Raw genomic sequence first — 16,910 nt, 5'->3', positions numbered from 1 at the left:
ATCCGTTATCCAGTGCTGTGGAGCCGCTCATGCTCATCAAGCTTCCCAGGTCTTCCGAGTGCAAGGCGTCGGAGATCACCCCCGAAGGCATCTATCTCTCCCGTCGTACCCTGCTGGGTGGCTCGTTGGCTGGCCTGGCCCTGGGCGCTTTGCCGAGCATGGCGCGTGCAGCTGAAGCCAGCCGATACGCCGATGTCGAGGCGGGCAGGGCGCCTGGCTGGTTCAATGAAAAGCTCGCAGCCACCCGATGGCAGGCAGTAACGGTCAAGGGTGAGGCAATCACGCCGTTCAAGGATGCCACCCACTACAACAACTTCTACGAGTTCGGGCCTGACAAGGGCGACCCGGCGGCCAATGGCGACAGCCTGAAGACCGAACCTTGGAGCGTTGTGGTCGATGGCGAAGTGGGTAAGCCCGGCCGCTATGCGCTGGAGGACTTCGTCAAACCGTACCAGCTCGAGGAGCGCATCTACCGGCTGCGGTGCGTGGAGGCGTGGTCGATGGTCATTCCGTGGCTGGGCTTCCCGTTGGCGCAGGTGCTCAAGCAGGTCGAGCCGACATCCAAGGCACGTTATGTGCGCTTCGAAACCCTGAAAGACCCGGAGCACATGCCGGGGCAGCGTTCGGGTTTTGCCTTGATCGACTGGCCTTATAGAGAAGGCTTGCGCCTGGATGAGGCAATGCATCCTTTAGCGATCCTGGCGGTCGGGATGTATGGCCGGGAGCTGCCCAACCAGAATGGCGCGCCGTTGCGGCTGGTGGTGCCGTGGAAGTATGGCTTCAAGAGCATCAAGTCGATCGTGCGTATCAGCCTGGTGGCGGAGCAGCCGGGCACCACCTGGGAAGGGCTGGCGCCGGATGAATATGGGTTCTATGCCAATGTGAACCCGACGGTCGACCACCCCCGTTGGAGCCAGGCGCGTGAACGGCGGCTGCCCAGCGGGCTGTTCAGTCCCAATGTGCGGGAAACCCAGATGTTCAATGGCTATGCCGATGAAGTGGCGTCGCTGTATACCGGGCTTGATCTGCGGAAGAACTATTGATGCGTTACCCCTGGTTTCGTCTGGCCATTTTCATCGTGGGATGCCTGTTCCCAGTCTGGTGGTTGTATGAGGCGGCGATGAATCTGCTAGGGCCTGATCCCGGAAAGATCATGATGGACCGGCTTGGGCTCGGGGCGCTGACCTTTCTGCTGGTTACCTTGGGCATGACGCCGCTGCAGAAGCTGACGGGATGGTCGGGCTGGATCGTGGTGCGCCGGCAGTTGGGGTTGTGGGTGTTTGCCTATATCGTGCTGCACGTCCTGGCTTACCTGTTCTTTATCCTTGGGCTGGACTGGGGGCAGCTGGCGGTTGAGCTGCGCAAGCGGCCTTACATTATTGTGGGTGCGCTTGGGTTTCTTGGGCTGCTGGCCCTGGCGGTTACCTCGAATCGGTATAGCCAGCGGCGGTTGGGTGCGCGTTGGAAGAAGCTGCACCGGTTGGTGTACGTGATACTTGGGTTGGGGTTGCTGCATTTCTTGTGGATCGTGCGCTCGGATCTGCGGGAGTGGGCAATCTATGCGGTTATTGGGGCAGTGTTGATGGTGTTGCGGGTTCCCGCGGTTTCGCGGGTGCTGCCCAGGGTTGGTCGGAGGCAGGGGAGGGTGGTCTGAGCGATTATTTCAATTTCTTGAAATTAAAGGTTGACGCCCTCTCGAATCCCCTTATAATGCGCCCCACTTCCAGCGACGCCTGAACGACAAACTCCTTGATTTTCAAAGAGTTAGATAGCTGAAGCGAAGTTGAAAGGGCTACGATCAAATGATCGACAGCGGTTGAGATGATGGTTGACAGCGCTTCTAAACGCTGTATGATTCGCCTCCCGCTACGAGAGATCGCAGCGAGTCAAGTGTTTGAAGCTAAACGAGTTTCTCGCAAAAAACTTCAAAATAAACGCTTGACAGCAAATGAGGAAAGCGTAGAATGCGCGCCTCGGTTGAGATAAAACGCTCTTAACCAAACGCTCTTTAACAAATCGAATCAAGCAATTCGTGTGGGTGCTTGTGAGTACGGACTGATAGTCACAAAGATTATCAGCATCACAAGTGGCCATGCGAGAAATCACATAGTCATTTGAGGTTGCTGAGCCAAGTTTAGGGTTTCTTAAAAACCCAAGCAGTATTGAACTGAAGAGTTTGATCATGGCTCAGATTGAACGCTGGCGGCAGGCCTAACACATGCAAGTCGAGCGGATGACGGGAGCTTGCTCCTTGATTCAGCGGCGGACGGGTGAGTAATGCCTAGGAATCTGCCTGGTAGTGGGGGACAACGTTTCGAAAGGAACGCTAATACCGCATACGTCCTACGGGAGAAAGCAGGGGACCTTCGGGCCTTGCGCTATCAGATGAGCCTAGGTCGGATTAGCTAGTTGGTGAGGTAATGGCTCACCAAGGCGACGATCCGTAACTGGTCTGAGAGGATGATCAGTCACACTGGAACTGAGACACGGTCCAGACTCCTACGGGAGGCAGCAGTGGGGAATATTGGACAATGGGCGAAAGCCTGATCCAGCCATGCCGCGTGTGTGAAGAAGGTCTTCGGATTGTAAAGCACTTTAAGTTGGGAGGAAGGGCAGTAAGTTAATACCTTGCTGTTTTGACGTTACCGACAGAATAAGCACCGGCTAACTCTGTGCCAGCAGCCGCGGTAATACAGAGGGTGCAAGCGTTAATCGGAATTACTGGGCGTAAAGCGCGCGTAGGTGGTTCGTTAAGTTGGATGTGAAAGCCCCGGGCTCAACCTGGGAACTGCATCCAAAACTGGCGAGCTAGAGTACGGTAGAGGGTGGTGGAATTTCCTGTGTAGCGGTGAAATGCGTAGATATAGGAAGGAACACCAGTGGCGAAGGCGACCACCTGGACTGATACTGACACTGAGGTGCGAAAGCGTGGGGAGCAAACAGGATTAGATACCCTGGTAGTCCACGCCGTAAACGATGTCAACTAGCCGTTGGAATCCTTGAGATTTTAGTGGCGCAGCTAACGCATTAAGTTGACCGCCTGGGGAGTACGGCCGCAAGGTTAAAACTCAAATGAATTGACGGGGGCCCGCACAAGCGGTGGAGCATGTGGTTTAATTCGAAGCAACGCGAAGAACCTTACCAGGCCTTGACATGCAGAGAACTTTCCAGAGATGGATTGGTGCCTTCGGGAACTCTGACACAGGTGCTGCATGGCTGTCGTCAGCTCGTGTCGTGAGATGTTGGGTTAAGTCCCGTAACGAGCGCAACCCTTGTCCTTAGTTACCAGCACGTTATGGTGGGCACTCTAAGGAGACTGCCGGTGACAAACCGGAGGAAGGTGGGGATGACGTCAAGTCATCATGGCCCTTACGGCCTGGGCTACACACGTGCTACAATGGTCGGTACAGAGGGTTGCCAAGCCGCGAGGTGGAGCTAATCTCACAAAACCGATCGTAGTCCGGATCGCAGTCTGCAACTCGACTGCGTGAAGTCGGAATCGCTAGTAATCGCGAATCAGAATGTCGCGGTGAATACGTTCCCGGGCCTTGTACACACCGCCCGTCACACCATGGGAGTGGGTTGCACCAGAAGTAGCTAGTCTAACCTTCGGGAGGACGGTTACCACGGTGTGATTCATGACTGGGGTGAAGTCGTAACAAGGTAGCCGTAGGGGAACCTGCGGCTGGATCACCTCCTTAATCGACGACATCAGCCTGCTGATGAGCTCCCACACGAATTGCTTGATTCATTGTAAAAGACGATGCTGTAACGCGACCCTGTTATAGGTCTGTAGCTCAGTTGGTTAGAGCGCACCCCTGATAAGGGTGAGGTCGGCAGTTCAAATCTGCCCAGACCTACCATTACATGGTTCAGCCGTAGAATACGGGGCCATAGCTCAGCTGGGAGAGCGCCTGCCTTGCACGCAGGAGGTCAGCGGTTCGATCCCGCTTGGCTCCACCACTTTCGCCGTACGCAGTAGCTTGTCAGAACTTAGAAATGAACATTCAGCTCGAATGTTGATTTCTGACTTTTGTCAGATCGTTCTTTAAAAATTCGGATATGTGATAGATATAGACTGATGGCCAGTTTCACTGCTGGTTAATCAGGCTAAGGTAAAATTTGTGAGTTCTGCTCGAAAGAGCAACATGCGAATTTTCGGCGAATGTCGTCTTCACAGTATAACCAGATTGCTTGGGGTTATATGGTCAAGTGAAGAAGCGCATACGGTGGATGCCTTGGCAGTCAGAGGCGATGAAAGACGTGGTAGCCTGCGATAAGCTTTGGGGAGTCGGCAAACAGACTGTGATCCAGAGATCTCTGAATGGGGGAACCCACTCAGCACAAGCTGAGTATCTTGTACTGAATACATAGGTGCAAGAGGCGAACCAGGGGAACTGAAACATCTAAGTACCCTGAGGAAAAGAAATCAACCGAGATTCCCTTAGTAGTGGCGAGCGAACGGGGACCAGCCCTTAAGTTGATTTGAGATTAGTGGAACGCTCTGGAAAGTGCGGCCATAGTGGGTGATAGCCCCGTACACGAAAATCTCTTGTCAATGAAATCGAGTAGGACGGAGCACGAGAAACTTTGTCTGAATATGGGGGGACCATCCTCCAAGGCTAAATACTACTGACTGACCGATAGTGAACCAGTACCGTGAGGGAAAGGCGAAAAGAACCCCGGAGAGGGGAGTGAAATAGAACCTGAAACCGTATGCGTACAAGCAGTGGGAGCCTACTTTGTTAGGTGACTGCGTACCTTTTGTATAATGGGTCAGCGACTTATATTCAGTGGCGAGCTTAACCGAATAGGGGAGGCGTAGCGAAAGCGAGTCTTAATAGGGCGTTTAGTCGCTGGGTATAGACCCGAAACCGGGCGATCTATCCATGGGCAGGTTGAAGGTTAGGTAACACTGACTGGAGGACCGAACCGACTACCGTTGAAAAGTTAGCGGATGACCTGTGGATCGGAGTGAAAGGCTAATCAAGCTCGGAGATAGCTGGTTCTCCTCGAAAGCTATTTAGGTAGCGCCTCATGTATCACTCCAGGGGGTAGAGCACTGTTTCGGCTAGGGGGTCATCCCGACTTACCAAACCGATGCAAACTCCGAATACCTGGAAGTGCCGAGCATGGGAGACACACGGCGGGTGCTAACGTCCGTCGTGAAAAGGGAAACAACCCAGACCGTCAGCTAAGGTCCCAAAGTCATGGTTAAGTGGGAAACGATGTGGGAAGGCTTAGACAGCTAGGAGGTTGGCTTAGAAGCAGCCACCCTTTAAAGAAAGCGTAATAGCTCACTAGTCGAGTCGGCCTGCGCGGAAGATGTAACGGGGCTCAAACCATGCACCGAAGCTACGGGTGTCATCTTTGATGACGCGGTAGAGGAGCGTTCTGTAAGCCTGTGAAGGTGAGTTGAGAAGCTTGCTGGAGGTATCAGAAGTGCGAATGCTGACATGAGTAACGACAATGCGAGTGAAAAACTCGCACGCCGAAAGACCAAGGTTTCCTGCGCAACGTTAATCGACGCAGGGTTAGTCGGTCCCTAAGGCGAGGCTGAAAAGCGTAGTCGATGGAAAACAGGTTAATATTCCTGTACTTCCAGTTATTGCGATGGAGGGACGGAGAAGGTTAGGCCAGCCTGGCGTTGGTTGTCCAGGTTTAAGGTGGTAGGCTGGAATCTTAGGCAAATCCGGGATTTCAAGGCCGAGAGCTGATGACGAGTTGCCTTTAGGCGACGAAGTGGTTGATACCATGCTTCCAAGAAAAGCTCCTAAGCTTCAGATAACTGGGAACCGTACCCCAAACCGACACAGGTGGTTAGGTAGAGAATACCAAGGCGCTTGAGAGAACTCGGGTGAAGGAACTAGGCAAAATGGCACCGTAACTTCGGGAGAAGGTGCGCCGGCGAGGGTGAAGGACTTGCTCCGTAAGCCCATGCCGGTCGAAGATACCAGGCCGCTGCGACTGTTTATTAAAAACACAGCACTCTGCAAACACGAAAGTGGACGTATAGGGTGTGACGCCTGCCCGGTGCCGGAAGGTTAATTGATGGGGTTAGCGCAAGCGAAGCTCTTGATCGAAGCCCCGGTAAACGGCGGCCGTAACTATAACGGTCCTAAGGTAGCGAAATTCCTTGTCGGGTAAGTTCCGACCTGCACGAATGGCGTAACGATGGCGGCGCTGTCTCCACCCGAGACTCAGTGAAATTGAAATCGCTGTGAAGATGCAGTGTATCCGCGGCTAGACGGAAAGACCCCGTGAACCTTTACTATAGCTTTGCACTGGACTTTGAATTTGCTTGTGTAGGATAGGTGGGAGGCTTTGAAGTGGGGACGCCAGTTCTCATGGAGCCATCCTTGAAATACCACCCTGGCAACTTTGAGGTTCTAACTCAGGTCCGTTATCCGGATCGAGGACAGTGTATGGTGGGTAGTTTGACTGGGGCGGTCTCCTCCCAAAGAGTAACGGAGGAGTACGAAGGTGCGCTCAGACCGGTCGGAAATCGGTCGTAGAGTATAAAGGCAAAAGCGCGCTTGACTGCGAGACAAACACGTCGAGCAGGTACGAAAGTAGGTCTTAGTGATCCGGTGGTTCTGTATGGAAGGGCCATCGCTCAACGGATAAAAGGTACTCCGGGGATAACAGGCTGATACCGCCCAAGAGTTCATATCGACGGCGGTGTTTGGCACCTCGATGTCGGCTCATCACATCCTGGGGCTGAAGCCGGTCCCAAGGGTATGGCTGTTCGCCATTTAAAGTGGTACGCGAGCTGGGTTTAGAACGTCGTGAGACAGTTCGGTCCCTATCTGCCGTGGACGTTTGAGATTTGAGAGGGGCTGCTCCTAGTACGAGAGGACCGGAGTGGACGAACCTCTGGTGTTCCGGTTGTCACGCCAGTGGCATTGCCGGGTAGCTATGTTCGGAAGAGATAACCGCTGAAAGCATCTAAGCGGGAAACTTGCCTCAAGATGAGATCTCACTGGGATCTTGAATCCCCTGAAGGGCCGTCGAAGACTACGACGTTGATAGGTTGGGTGTGTAAGCGCTGTGAGGCGTTGAGCTAACCAATACTAATTGCCCGTGAGGCTTGACCATATAACACCCAAGCAATTTGCTAGCGCAGATTGCGGTGGTGAAGACGAAACAACCGAAAGTTCGCAACATCACAAATATCGCATATCCGAATTCGCTGGGCTGTCCATCTGGACATTCTGGCAACAGAATTTCTTGACGACCATAGAGCATTGGAACCACCTGATCCCATCCCGAACTCAGCAGTGAAACGATGCATCGCCGATGGTAGTGTGGGGTTTCCCCATGTGAGAGTAGGTCATCGTCAAGATTCATTTCGCAAAACCCCTATCTGCGCATGCAGGTAGGGGTTTTGTCTTTCTGGCCAATAAGTCCCAGGCCTGCACAACCTTCCTCTGTGGGAGCGGGCGCGCCCGCGAACACCGGCGAAGCCGGTGCCATACACCGCGTCGTCTGTTTCGCGGCGGTTCGATGCCTCGACTTGCCCGCCCACACCGATCGCGTCAGCCTGATGGCACTCGGCCCTTTCGGGCATCCGCGTGATATCGTGCCCCCTCAGCCCCCAGCGCCAGCCAGAGACCTCCCGATGCCCAACACCACCCAGCTTCACCCCGGCTTCATGATCGTCCACGGCAACCGCCTCGACGACCTGCGCAGCTTGGTGGTGAGCTGGATGCGTCGCTATCCCTTGGCACCTCTGGAAAACGAAATCGCCCTGGTGCAAAGCAATGGCATCGCCCAATGGCTCAAACTGGCGCTTGCCGAAGACCCTCAGGACGATGACCAGGGCGGCTGTGGCATCGCCGCCGCCATCGATGTGCAACTGCCAGGCAGCTTCATGTGGCAGCTTTACCGCAGCGTGCTGGGCCGTGACGAAATTCCCGAAGTCTCCCTGCTCGACAAGGCACCGCTGACCTGGCGTCTGATGCGTCTGCTCCCGGCCTTGATCGAACGCCCGCATTTCGAGCCGTTGCGACGCTTTCTCACCGACGACAGCGACCTGCGCAAGCGCTATCAGCTCGCCGAGCGCCTGGCCGACCTGTTTGACCAGTATCAGGTCTACCGCGCCGACTGGCTCAAGGACTGGGCCGCTGGCGAGCACATCCTCAACACCGCCCGCGGTGAACGCAAGGCGCTGCCCCCGGGCAACCGCTGGCAGGCCGAGTTGTGGCGTGCATTGCTGGAGGATGTTGGTGAGCAGGGCATGGCGCAGAGCCGTGCCGGCGTACATCAACGCTTCATCGAACGGATCAACAGCCTGGAGCAGGCACCTGCCGGTCTGCCGGCCCGGGTGATCGTATTCGGTATCTCATCGCTGCCAGCCCAGGCCCTCGAGGCACTGGCCGGCCTGGCACGCTTCAGCCAGGTGCTGCTGTGCGTGCACAACCCCTGCCGCCACCACTGGGCCGATATCGTTGCCGACAAGGACCTGCTGCGCCACCAGTACAAGCGCCAGCAACGCAAGCAGGGCATGCCCTTGCAACTGGACGACCAGTCGCTGCACCAGCATGCCCACCCTTTGCTGGCCGCCTGGGGCAAACAAGGCCGCGATTACATCAACCTGCTCGACAGCTACGATGACCCCAGCAGTTACCAGGGCGTGTTCAGCGACGGTCGCATCGACCTATTCAGTGAGGGCTCGCCCACCACGCTGCTCAACCAGTTGCAGGACGACATCCTTGAACTGCGTCCGCTCGCCGAAACTCGTGAGCAGTGGCATCCAGTCGACCCAGCGAAGGACCGCTCGATCCGCTTCCACATCGCCCATAGCCCGCAACGCGAAGTGGAGATCCTTCACGATCAGCTACTGGCCCGGTTCAGCGCAGACCCAACCCTGCGCCCACGTGACGTGATCGTCATGCTGCCGGCCATCGATACCTACGCGCCGCATATTCGCGCCGTATTCGGCCAGTTGCAGCGCAACGATCCGCGCTACATCCCGTTCACCCTGACCGACCAGGGCCAACGTGGCCGCGAACCCTTGCTGATTGCCCTCGAACACCTACTCAAGCTGCCGGACAGCCGCTTCGCGGTCAGCGAAGTGCTCGACCTGCTGGATGTGCCGGCAGTCCGCGCCCGTTTCGGCATACGCGAAAACGACCTGCCCACGCTGCACCGCTGGATCGAGGGGGCCGGCATCCGCTGGGGCCTCAATGCCGAGCAGCGGGCTAGCCTGGGCTTGCCCGCTGGGCTGGAACAGAACAGCTGGCGGTTCGGCCTGCGGCGCATGCTGCTGGGTTATGCCGTCGGCGTGGGTGAGGCCTGTGACGGCATCGAACCCTACGATGAAATCGGTGGCCTGGATGCGGCGCTCATCGGCCCGCTGGTCGCCTTGCTCGACGCCCTCGAAGTGGCCGGCCAGGCCTTGTCCGAGCCTGCCACTGTCAGCCAGTGGGGGGAACGCCTGCATGCATTGCTGCAAGTGTTTTTCCTGGCCGAGGGCGAGCGCGACGAGTTCCTGCTGATGCAGTTGCAGGATCTGCGTGATAGCTGGCTTGAGGTGTGTGAGGCCGTCGGCCTGCAAGACCCATTGCCGCTGACCGTGGTGCGCGAAGCATGGCTGTCGGGCCTCGACCAGGGCAAGTTGTCCCAGCGCTTCCTCGCCGGCTCGGTGAACTTCTGTACCCTCATGCCGATGCGCGCCATCCCGTTCCGGGTGGTCTGCCTTCTGGGCATGAACGATGGCGATTACCCCCGCGCTCAGCAGCCGCTGGACTTCGACCTGATGGCCAGCGACTACCGCCCCGGTGACCGCTCGCGCCGCGAGGATGACCGCTACCTGCTGCTCGAAGCATTGTTGTCGGCCCGCGACCAGCTGTATGTCAGCTGGGTCGGGCGCAGTATCCGCGACAACAGCGAACGCCCGGCCTCGGTGCTCATCGGCCAGTTGCGCGATCACCTTGCAGCCGGCTGGCAGCTGGCAGGCGCGGAGCAGGGGCAGCCAGCAGAACCGGGCGAGCAACTGCTGCACGCACTGACCCAGGAGCACCCGCTGCAACCGTTCAGTTCACGCTACTTCCAGAAGGGCAGCCCGCTGTTCAGCTTTGCCCACGAATGGCAGGTGTTGCACCAGCAGGGCCAGGAGGACCAGCAGGCTGACCCCGGCCTGCCGCCATACCATGACGATGAGGCCTTGAGCCTGACCCAGCTGAATGACTTCCTGCGCCACCCGGTGCGGCATTTCTTCAGCCAGCGTCTGAAGGTGTACTTCGAAGCGCTGGAGGCACCGACCCCGGACGAGGAACCCTTCGTCCTCGATACCCTGCAACGGTACGGCGCCAGTGAAAGCCTGCTGGGTGCAGCGCTGGCCGAGCCGGACAATCCCGAACAGGCCCTGCAGGCCCAGGCCCGGCGCTTGCAGGCCTGTGGCGTGCTGCCACTGGCCGGCTTTGGCGAACTGCTGCAGCGCGAGCTGATCGAGCCCCTGCCAGACCTGCTGCAACGCCACCGCCAGCTATTGCAACGCTGGCCGCAGCTGGTCGAGGGGGCATTGCCAGTGCATTTCGAGCACGGCCAGCATCGCCTCGAAGGCTGGCTGGGGCGGGTGTTCCAGGCGGATGACCAGAGCCTGCTCAGCATCACCACCGTACCCAACACCATCAGTGCTGGACGTAACGCCCTCAAGTGGCACCGCCTGATCGCGCCCTGGGTCACGCACCTGGCGGCCTGCGCGGCGGGCTACCCCTATAACAGCGCGCTGGTGGCCAGCGACCTGACCCTGCTGCTTGCGCCACTGCCGCAAGTGCAGGCGGCGCAATTGCTGGGCGACCTGCTGGTAGCCCGCCAGGCGGCGATGAATGCGCCGTTGCCGGTCGCGGCCAAGACCGCGTTCGCCTGGCTGGCCCAGGACGATAGCGACAAAGCCCTGGCTGCCGCTGCCCGCGCCTACGAAGGCGACGAGCGCACCAGCTTCGGCGAGCGCAGTGAAAGCATCGCCCTGGCCCGGCAGTTCCGCGACTTTGCCGCACTCACCGCTGATGAAACCTTCGAAGGCTGGTGCGAAGCCTTGTACCGCCCATTGTTCAACGCCCCGTGGCAGACCCTGGGCAACCCGGAGAAAGGCGCATGACCCAGGACCGTCCCCTGGCACTGAGTTTCCCCCTGCATGGCAGCCAGCTGATCGAGGCCAGCGCCGGCACGGGCAAGACCTTCACCATTTCGGCGCTGTACCTGCGTCTGATCCTAGGTCACGGTGGCGAGCAGGGCTTCAACCGCGAGCTGCTACCACCGCAGATCCTCGTGGTGACCTTCACCGACGCCGCCACCAAAGAGCTGCGCGAACGTATCCGCGCCCGCCTGGCCGAAGCTGCGCGGTTCTTCCGTGGCGAGCTGGAGGCGGCCGACCCGCTGCTGCATCAGCTGCGTGACGATTACCCGGAAGAAACCTGGCCACGTTGTGCCGGGCGCCTGGAAATCGCCGTGCAGTGGATGGACGAGGCAGCGGTATCGACCATCCACGGTTGGTGCCAGCGCATGCTGCGCGAACATGCCTTCGACAGCGGCAGCCTGTTCACCCAGACCCTGGAAACCGACCACAGCGAACTGCTGGGTCAGGTCATGCGCGACTACTGGCGGCGCTTCTGCTACGGCATGCAAGGCGACGCGCTGGCCTGGGTGCGTGGCCACTGGGGCAGCCCCGACGCCTTGCTGCCGCGGATCCGCCCGCTGTTCGGTCGCGTGCGCGCCCAGCACGACGGGCCTGAGCCGGCGGCACTGATCCAGGCATCGCAGCAGCAGCGTGGCGAGCAGTTGGCCCGGCTCAAGGCGCCTTGGGCGCAATGGGCCGAGGAGTTGCGCCAGATCTGCCGTGATGCACTGGCCGCCAAACAGGTCGATGGCCGCAAGATGCAGGCCCGTTACTTCGAGCCCTGGTTCGACAAGCTCTGCGCCTGGGCCGCAGACGAACAACTGGTGGAGCTCGACCTGGGCACCGGCTTTACCCGCCTGACCCCGGCGGGCATGGCCGAAGCCTGGAAGGGCGAGCCACCCGAGCACCCGGCCCTCAATGCCATGCAGAGCTTGCAGCAACAGTTGCAGGCCCTGGACAGCCCGGATGCCCCATTGCTCGAGCATGCCGCCAACTGGGTATCGGCACGCTTCGAAGTGGAGAAGCGTCGGCGTGCGGAAATGGGGTTCGACGACATGCTCCTGCGCCTGCAGCACGCCCTGGCCAGCGAGGCTGGCGAGCGCTTGGCCGGCTTGATCCGCGAACAGTTCCCGGTGGCGTTGATCGATGAGTTCCAGGACACCGACCCGGTGCAGTACGGCATCTTCGAGCGCATCTACCAGATCAGCGAAAACCGCGCCGAAACCGGCCTGTTCATGATCGGCGACCCCAAGCAGGCGATCTATGCCTTCCGTGGCGCCGACATCTACACCTACCTTGCTGCCCGCCGTGCCACCAGTGGTCGCCTGCACAGCCTGGACACCAACTACCGCTCCAGCAAGGCCATGGTCGCGGCGGTCAACCAGGTGTTCCTGCAGGCCGAGGCGCGTGAGGCAGGGCGTGGCGCATTCCTGTTCCGCGAGGCTGATGACAACCCGCTGCCGTTCATCGAGGTCCGCGCCAAAGGCCGTGGCGAACAGCTGTTGATCGACGGTGAAGCCTGCGCAGCCCTGCAATGCTGGCATCTGGAAAGCGAAGAGCCGGTCTCCGGCAGCGTTTACCGGCAGCAGCTGGCAGCCAGTTGCGCCAGCCATATCGTCGCCTTGCTCAATGGCGGCCAGCAAGGCACGGCTGGTTTCCAGAATGCCGAGGGCGAACTGCGCCCGTGCCTGCCATCGGACATCGCCATCCTGGTGCGCGATGGCCATGAAGCGCAGATGGTCCGCGCCGAGCTTGCCGCGCGCGAGGTGCGTAGTGTGTACCTGTCCGACAAGGACTCGGTATTCGCCGCCCAGGAAGCCCACGACCTGTTGGCCTGGCTAAAGGCCTGTGCCGAACCCGACTCGGAGCGCCTGCTCAAGGCTGCCCTTGCCAGCCTTACCCTCGATCTGTCGCTGGCTGCGCTGGACCGCCTGAACCAGGACGAGCGGGTCTGGGAAGACTGGGTCATGCGTTTTCGCCGTTACCGCGACACCTGGCAGCGCCAAGGCGTGTTGCCGATGCTGCGGCACCTGCTGCATGACTTCCAGCTGCCGCGCACGCTGATCCGCCGCAGCGATGGCGAGCGGGTGCTGACCAACCTGCTGCACCTGGCCGAACTGCTGCAACAGGCCGCCGGCGAGTTGGACGGTGAACAGGCGCTGATTCGCCACCTGGCCGAGCACCTGGCCAGTTCCGGCCAGGCTGGTGAAGAGCAGATCCTTCGCCTGGAGAGTGACGAGCAGTTGGTGAAAGTGGTGACCATCCACAAATCCAAGGGCCTGGAATACCCCTTGGTCTACCTGCCGTTCATCTGCACCAGCAAACCGGTGGACGGCAGCCGCCTGCCGCTGGCCTGGCATGATAGCCAGGGCAACGCCCATCTCACCCTCACACCAGACCAGGAACAGATCGACCGCGCCGACGACGAGCGCCTGGCCGAAGACCTGCGCCTGCTCTACGTGGCCCTGACCCGCGCCCAGCATGCCTGCTGGCTGGGTGTCGCCGACCTCAAGCGGGGCAATCAGAAGAGCTCGCAACTGCACCGCTCGGCGTTCGGCTACCTGCTGGGAGGCGGCCTCGCCCTGCCGGGCTCGCAGCAACTGACGGACTGGTTGCAGGCCTTGGCCAAGACCTGCCCGCACATCTCTTGCCCGAGCCTGCCGCCGGCAGATGAGCAGGTGTATCGCATGCCGCACGCCGAGCATGAGCTGCTACCGGCCCGCAAACCGCGCCGCGCGGCGGGCGCCGAGCATTGGTGGATTGCCTCGTACAGTGCCCTGCGCGTCGGCGACCAGACCCTCGGTGCCGACAGCTCCCAGACCCAGCAGTTACTGGATGATGAAGTGGTCGATACCCAGGTGCTGCGCGAGGTCCCGGCCGACAGTGGCGATATTCACCGCTTCCCGCGCGGTCCCAACCCCGGCACCTTCCTGCATGGCTTGCTGGAATGGGTTGGCCGCGAGGGCTTCAGCCAGGTCAGCGGCAATGCACGGCTGATCGAGCGAACCGTTGGCCAGCGCTGCAACCGTCGCGACTGGACCGGCTGGATTCCCACCCTGACGCACTGGCTGCAGCGCCTGCTGGGCGAAGCGCTGCCGTTGCCGGGCAACCACCTCGGTGTAACGCTCGGGCAGCTGCGCCACTACCAGATCGAAATGGAGTTCTGGTTCGCCAGCCACCAGGTCGATGCCGAACAACTCGACCGCCTGGTGGCACGCCACACCCACCCCGGCCTGGCCCGCCCGGCGGCGCAGCCGACCGTGCTCAATGGCATGTTCAAAGGTTTCATCGACCTGGCCTTCGAGCTGGACGGGCGTTACTACGTGACCGACTACAAGTCCAACTGGCTGGGCCCGGATATCCAGGCCTACGATGCCCAGGCCATGGAAAAGGCCATCCTCGAGCATCGCTACGACCTGCAGTACGTGCTGTACCTGCTGGCCCTGCATCGCCAGTTGCGCGCCCGCCTGCCTGACTACGATTACGACCGCCATGTCGGCGGCGCCCTGTTCATCTTCCTGCGAGGTGCCAGCAGCAGCGGCCACGGCGTTTACCACGCCAAGCCACCGCGTGAGCTGATCGAAAGCCTCGATGCGCTGTTCCGTGGTGAGCACCCGCCCGTGCAGCAGGACCTGTTTGCCGGAGCCGTGATATGAGCCGAAGCCTAGTCGACCTGTTGCCCACCCCGCTGCACGCCGAGCACCTGCTTGCATTGGCGCCACAGCATGACAGCGGTGACCTGCTGCAACTGCTCGACCGCTGGGTAGAGCGCGGCTGGCTGCGTGCCCTGGACCGAGCGTTCGTATCATTCCTGGAGGAGCTAGCCCCCGGTAGTGACCCACTGCTGTTGCTGGCCGCCGCCCTGGCCAGCCACCAACTGGGCCACGGCCATGTCTGCCTCGACCTGCAGCAGACCCTGGCCGAGCCCGATTTCGCCCTGTCCTTGCCGCCTGAAGGCGACGCCTTGACCGGCCCCTTGCTGCTGCCTTCGCAGTTGCTCGCCGAACTCGACCTGCACGCCTGGCGCCAGCGCATTGCCGCCAGTCCGCTAGTGGCCGCCGGCGATACTTCGGGGCAGCAAGCGCGGCCTCTGGTGCTCAGCGGAGAGCGCCTGTACTTGCGCCGTTACTGGAGTTACGAGCGGCGCATCGACCATACACTTCGCCAGCGCCTGACCCAGTCCGAAGCGCCCCCGGCCGACTTGCGTGGCCGCCTGGCGCAGCTGTTTGACGGTGGTACGCCGGCTGGCCAGGTGGACTGGCAGAAGCTCGCCTGCGCTCTTGCCACCCGCGCAGGCTTCAGCATCATCACCGGCGGCCCCGGCACGGGCAAGACAACCACCGTGGTACGCCTTTTGGCCTTGCTGCAGGCGCCGGCGGTGGAGCAGGGCAGGCCATTGCGCATTCGCCTGGCCGCGCCGACCGGCAAGGCGGCCGCGCGCCTGACCGAATCCATTGGCCAGCAGGTCGAGCGCCTGCAGGTCAGCGCCCAGGTGCGCGGGCAGATCCCCACCGAGGTCAGCACCGTGCACCGCCTGCTCGGCAGCCGCCCCGGTTCGCGGCACTTCCGCCACCATGCCGGCAACCCGCTGCCGTTGGACGTGCTGGTGGTCGACGAAGCGTCGATGATCGACCTGGAAATGATGGCCAACCTGCTCGATGCCCTGCCGCCACGGGCACGCCTGGTACTGCTGGGCGACAAGGACCAGCTGGCCTCCGTCGAGGCCGGTGCGGTACTGGGTGACCTGTGCCGGGATGCCGAGGAGGGGTGTTACTCGCCAGAGACCGAGGCATGGCTGGAGCAGACCGGTGGCGAATCGCTGGCGGGCAGCGGCCTCAAGGCCGGCGATGAGCAACGTAATCCACTTGCCCAGCAAGTGGTGATGCTGCGCTTCTCGCGGCGTTTTGGCGAAGGCAGCGGCATTGGCCAATTGGCCCGGCTGGTCAATCGCCAGGACTCCCACGCGGCCCGCAACCTGCTGGCCACGCCGCCGCCCGATGTGCATAGCCTGGCCCTGAAGCACGAACAGGACCGCGCCTTCGACCGCCTGCTGCTCGACGGCCTGAACCGCGGCAGCGACGGCCCGCAGGGTTATCGCAGCTACCTGCGTACCCTTGGCCGTTTTCGCCCGGCACTCGATACCGCCGTTGACGACCCCGCGTGGGAGCAATGGGCGGGCAAGGTGCTGCACAGCTTCGAAGACTTCCAACTGCTGTGTGCGGTACGCCGCGGCGCCTGGGGTGTCGAAGGCCTCAACGAGCGGGTGGCGCGGGTACTGCACAATGCCGGGCTGATCGACAGCCAGCAGCCCTGGTACGAAGGGCGGCCGGTGCTGGTCACCCGCAATGACTACGGCCTGGGCCTGATGAACGGTGACATCGGCATCGCCCTGCGCCTGCCGGATGAGCACGGCGAACCCTTGCTACGCGTGGCCTTCCCGCGTAACGACGGCAGTGGGGGCGTGCGCTTCGTCCTGCCCAGCCGGCTGAACGAAGTGGAAACGGTATTCGCCATGACCGTGCACAAGTCCCAAGGCTCGGAGTTCAGCCACACCGCGCTGGTGCTGCCGGATGCGCTCAACCCGGTGCTGACCAAGGAACTGGTATACACCGGCATCACCCGCGCCAAGCATTGCTTCAGCCTGGTCGAGCCTCGCCAGGGTATTTTCGAAGAGGCGGTGGCGCGCAAGGTGCGGCGTATTTCCGGGTTGATGCTGGAGCAGGTCTGACCCTGTAGTGAGCCAATAGGAGATCCCTTGTAGGAGCGGGCGTGCCCGCGAACACGGGCG

The 16,910-nt window shown here is 60.7% G+C and carries 5 protein-coding genes, 2 tRNA genes and 3 rRNA genes; all 10 read left to right on the top strand.

Going from position 1 to position 16,910, the window contains the following annotated elements; translation table 11 throughout:
• Positions 1–29: 29 nt before the first annotated feature.
• The gene (gene msrP, locus AC2T3R_RS22505) at positions 30–1,043 is read left to right on the top strand and encodes a protein-methionine-sulfoxide reductase catalytic subunit MsrP (RefSeq protein WP_015271833.1); all 1,014 of its coding nucleotides are present in this window, start codon (positions 30–32) and stop codon (positions 1,041–1,043) included.
• Entirely contained in the window at positions 1,043–1,654 is a 612-nt protein-coding gene (msrQ, locus tag AC2T3R_RS22500) for a protein-methionine-sulfoxide reductase heme-binding subunit MsrQ (RefSeq protein WP_085663626.1), read from the top strand. Before msrP ends, msrQ begins: the two co-directional genes overlap by 1 nt.
• A 510-nt stretch (positions 1,655–2,164) precedes the next feature.
• Positions 2,165–3,701, top strand: a 16S ribosomal RNA gene (locus tag AC2T3R_RS22495).
• Positions 3,702–3,786: 85 nt separating this feature from the next.
• Positions 3,787–3,863 (top strand) — tRNA-Ile (locus tag AC2T3R_RS22490).
• Positions 3,864–3,887: 24 nt separating this feature from the next.
• Positions 3,888–3,963 (top strand) — tRNA-Ala (locus AC2T3R_RS22485).
• 243 nt (positions 3,964–4,206) lie between these two features.
• Positions 4,207–7,098 (top strand): 23S ribosomal RNA (locus AC2T3R_RS22480).
• A gap of 131 nt (positions 7,099–7,229) precedes the next feature.
• Positions 7,230–7,345 (top strand): 5S ribosomal RNA (rrf, locus tag AC2T3R_RS22475).
• Together the 16S, 23S and 5S rRNA genes with 2 tRNA genes alongside form the textbook arrangement of a ribosomal RNA operon.
• Before the next feature lie 276 nt (positions 7,346–7,621).
• Positions 7,622–11,104, top strand: coding sequence for an exodeoxyribonuclease V subunit gamma (recC, locus tag AC2T3R_RS22470; RefSeq protein WP_410953178.1), 3,483 nt, complete (start codon positions 7,622–7,624; stop codon positions 11,102–11,104).
• Positions 11,101–14,778 (top strand): exodeoxyribonuclease V subunit beta, encoded by a 3,678-nt coding sequence (gene recB, locus AC2T3R_RS22465; protein WP_486744285.1) that lies wholly within the window; start codon positions 11,101–11,103, stop codon positions 14,776–14,778. The genes recC and recB overlap by 4 nt, the downstream gene beginning before the upstream one ends.
• On the top strand, positions 14,775–16,850 hold the full coding sequence (recD, locus tag AC2T3R_RS22460) for an exodeoxyribonuclease V subunit alpha (RefSeq protein ID WP_486744284.1): 2,076 nt from the start codon (positions 14,775–14,777) through the stop codon (positions 16,848–16,850). The genes recB and recD overlap by 4 nt, the downstream gene beginning before the upstream one ends.
• Positions 16,851–16,910 lie beyond the last annotated feature (60 nt).

This window comes from Pseudomonas sp. PVC-5-1, assembly GCF_057444345.1.
This window is presented reverse-complemented; position numbering and strand designations above follow the sequence as displayed.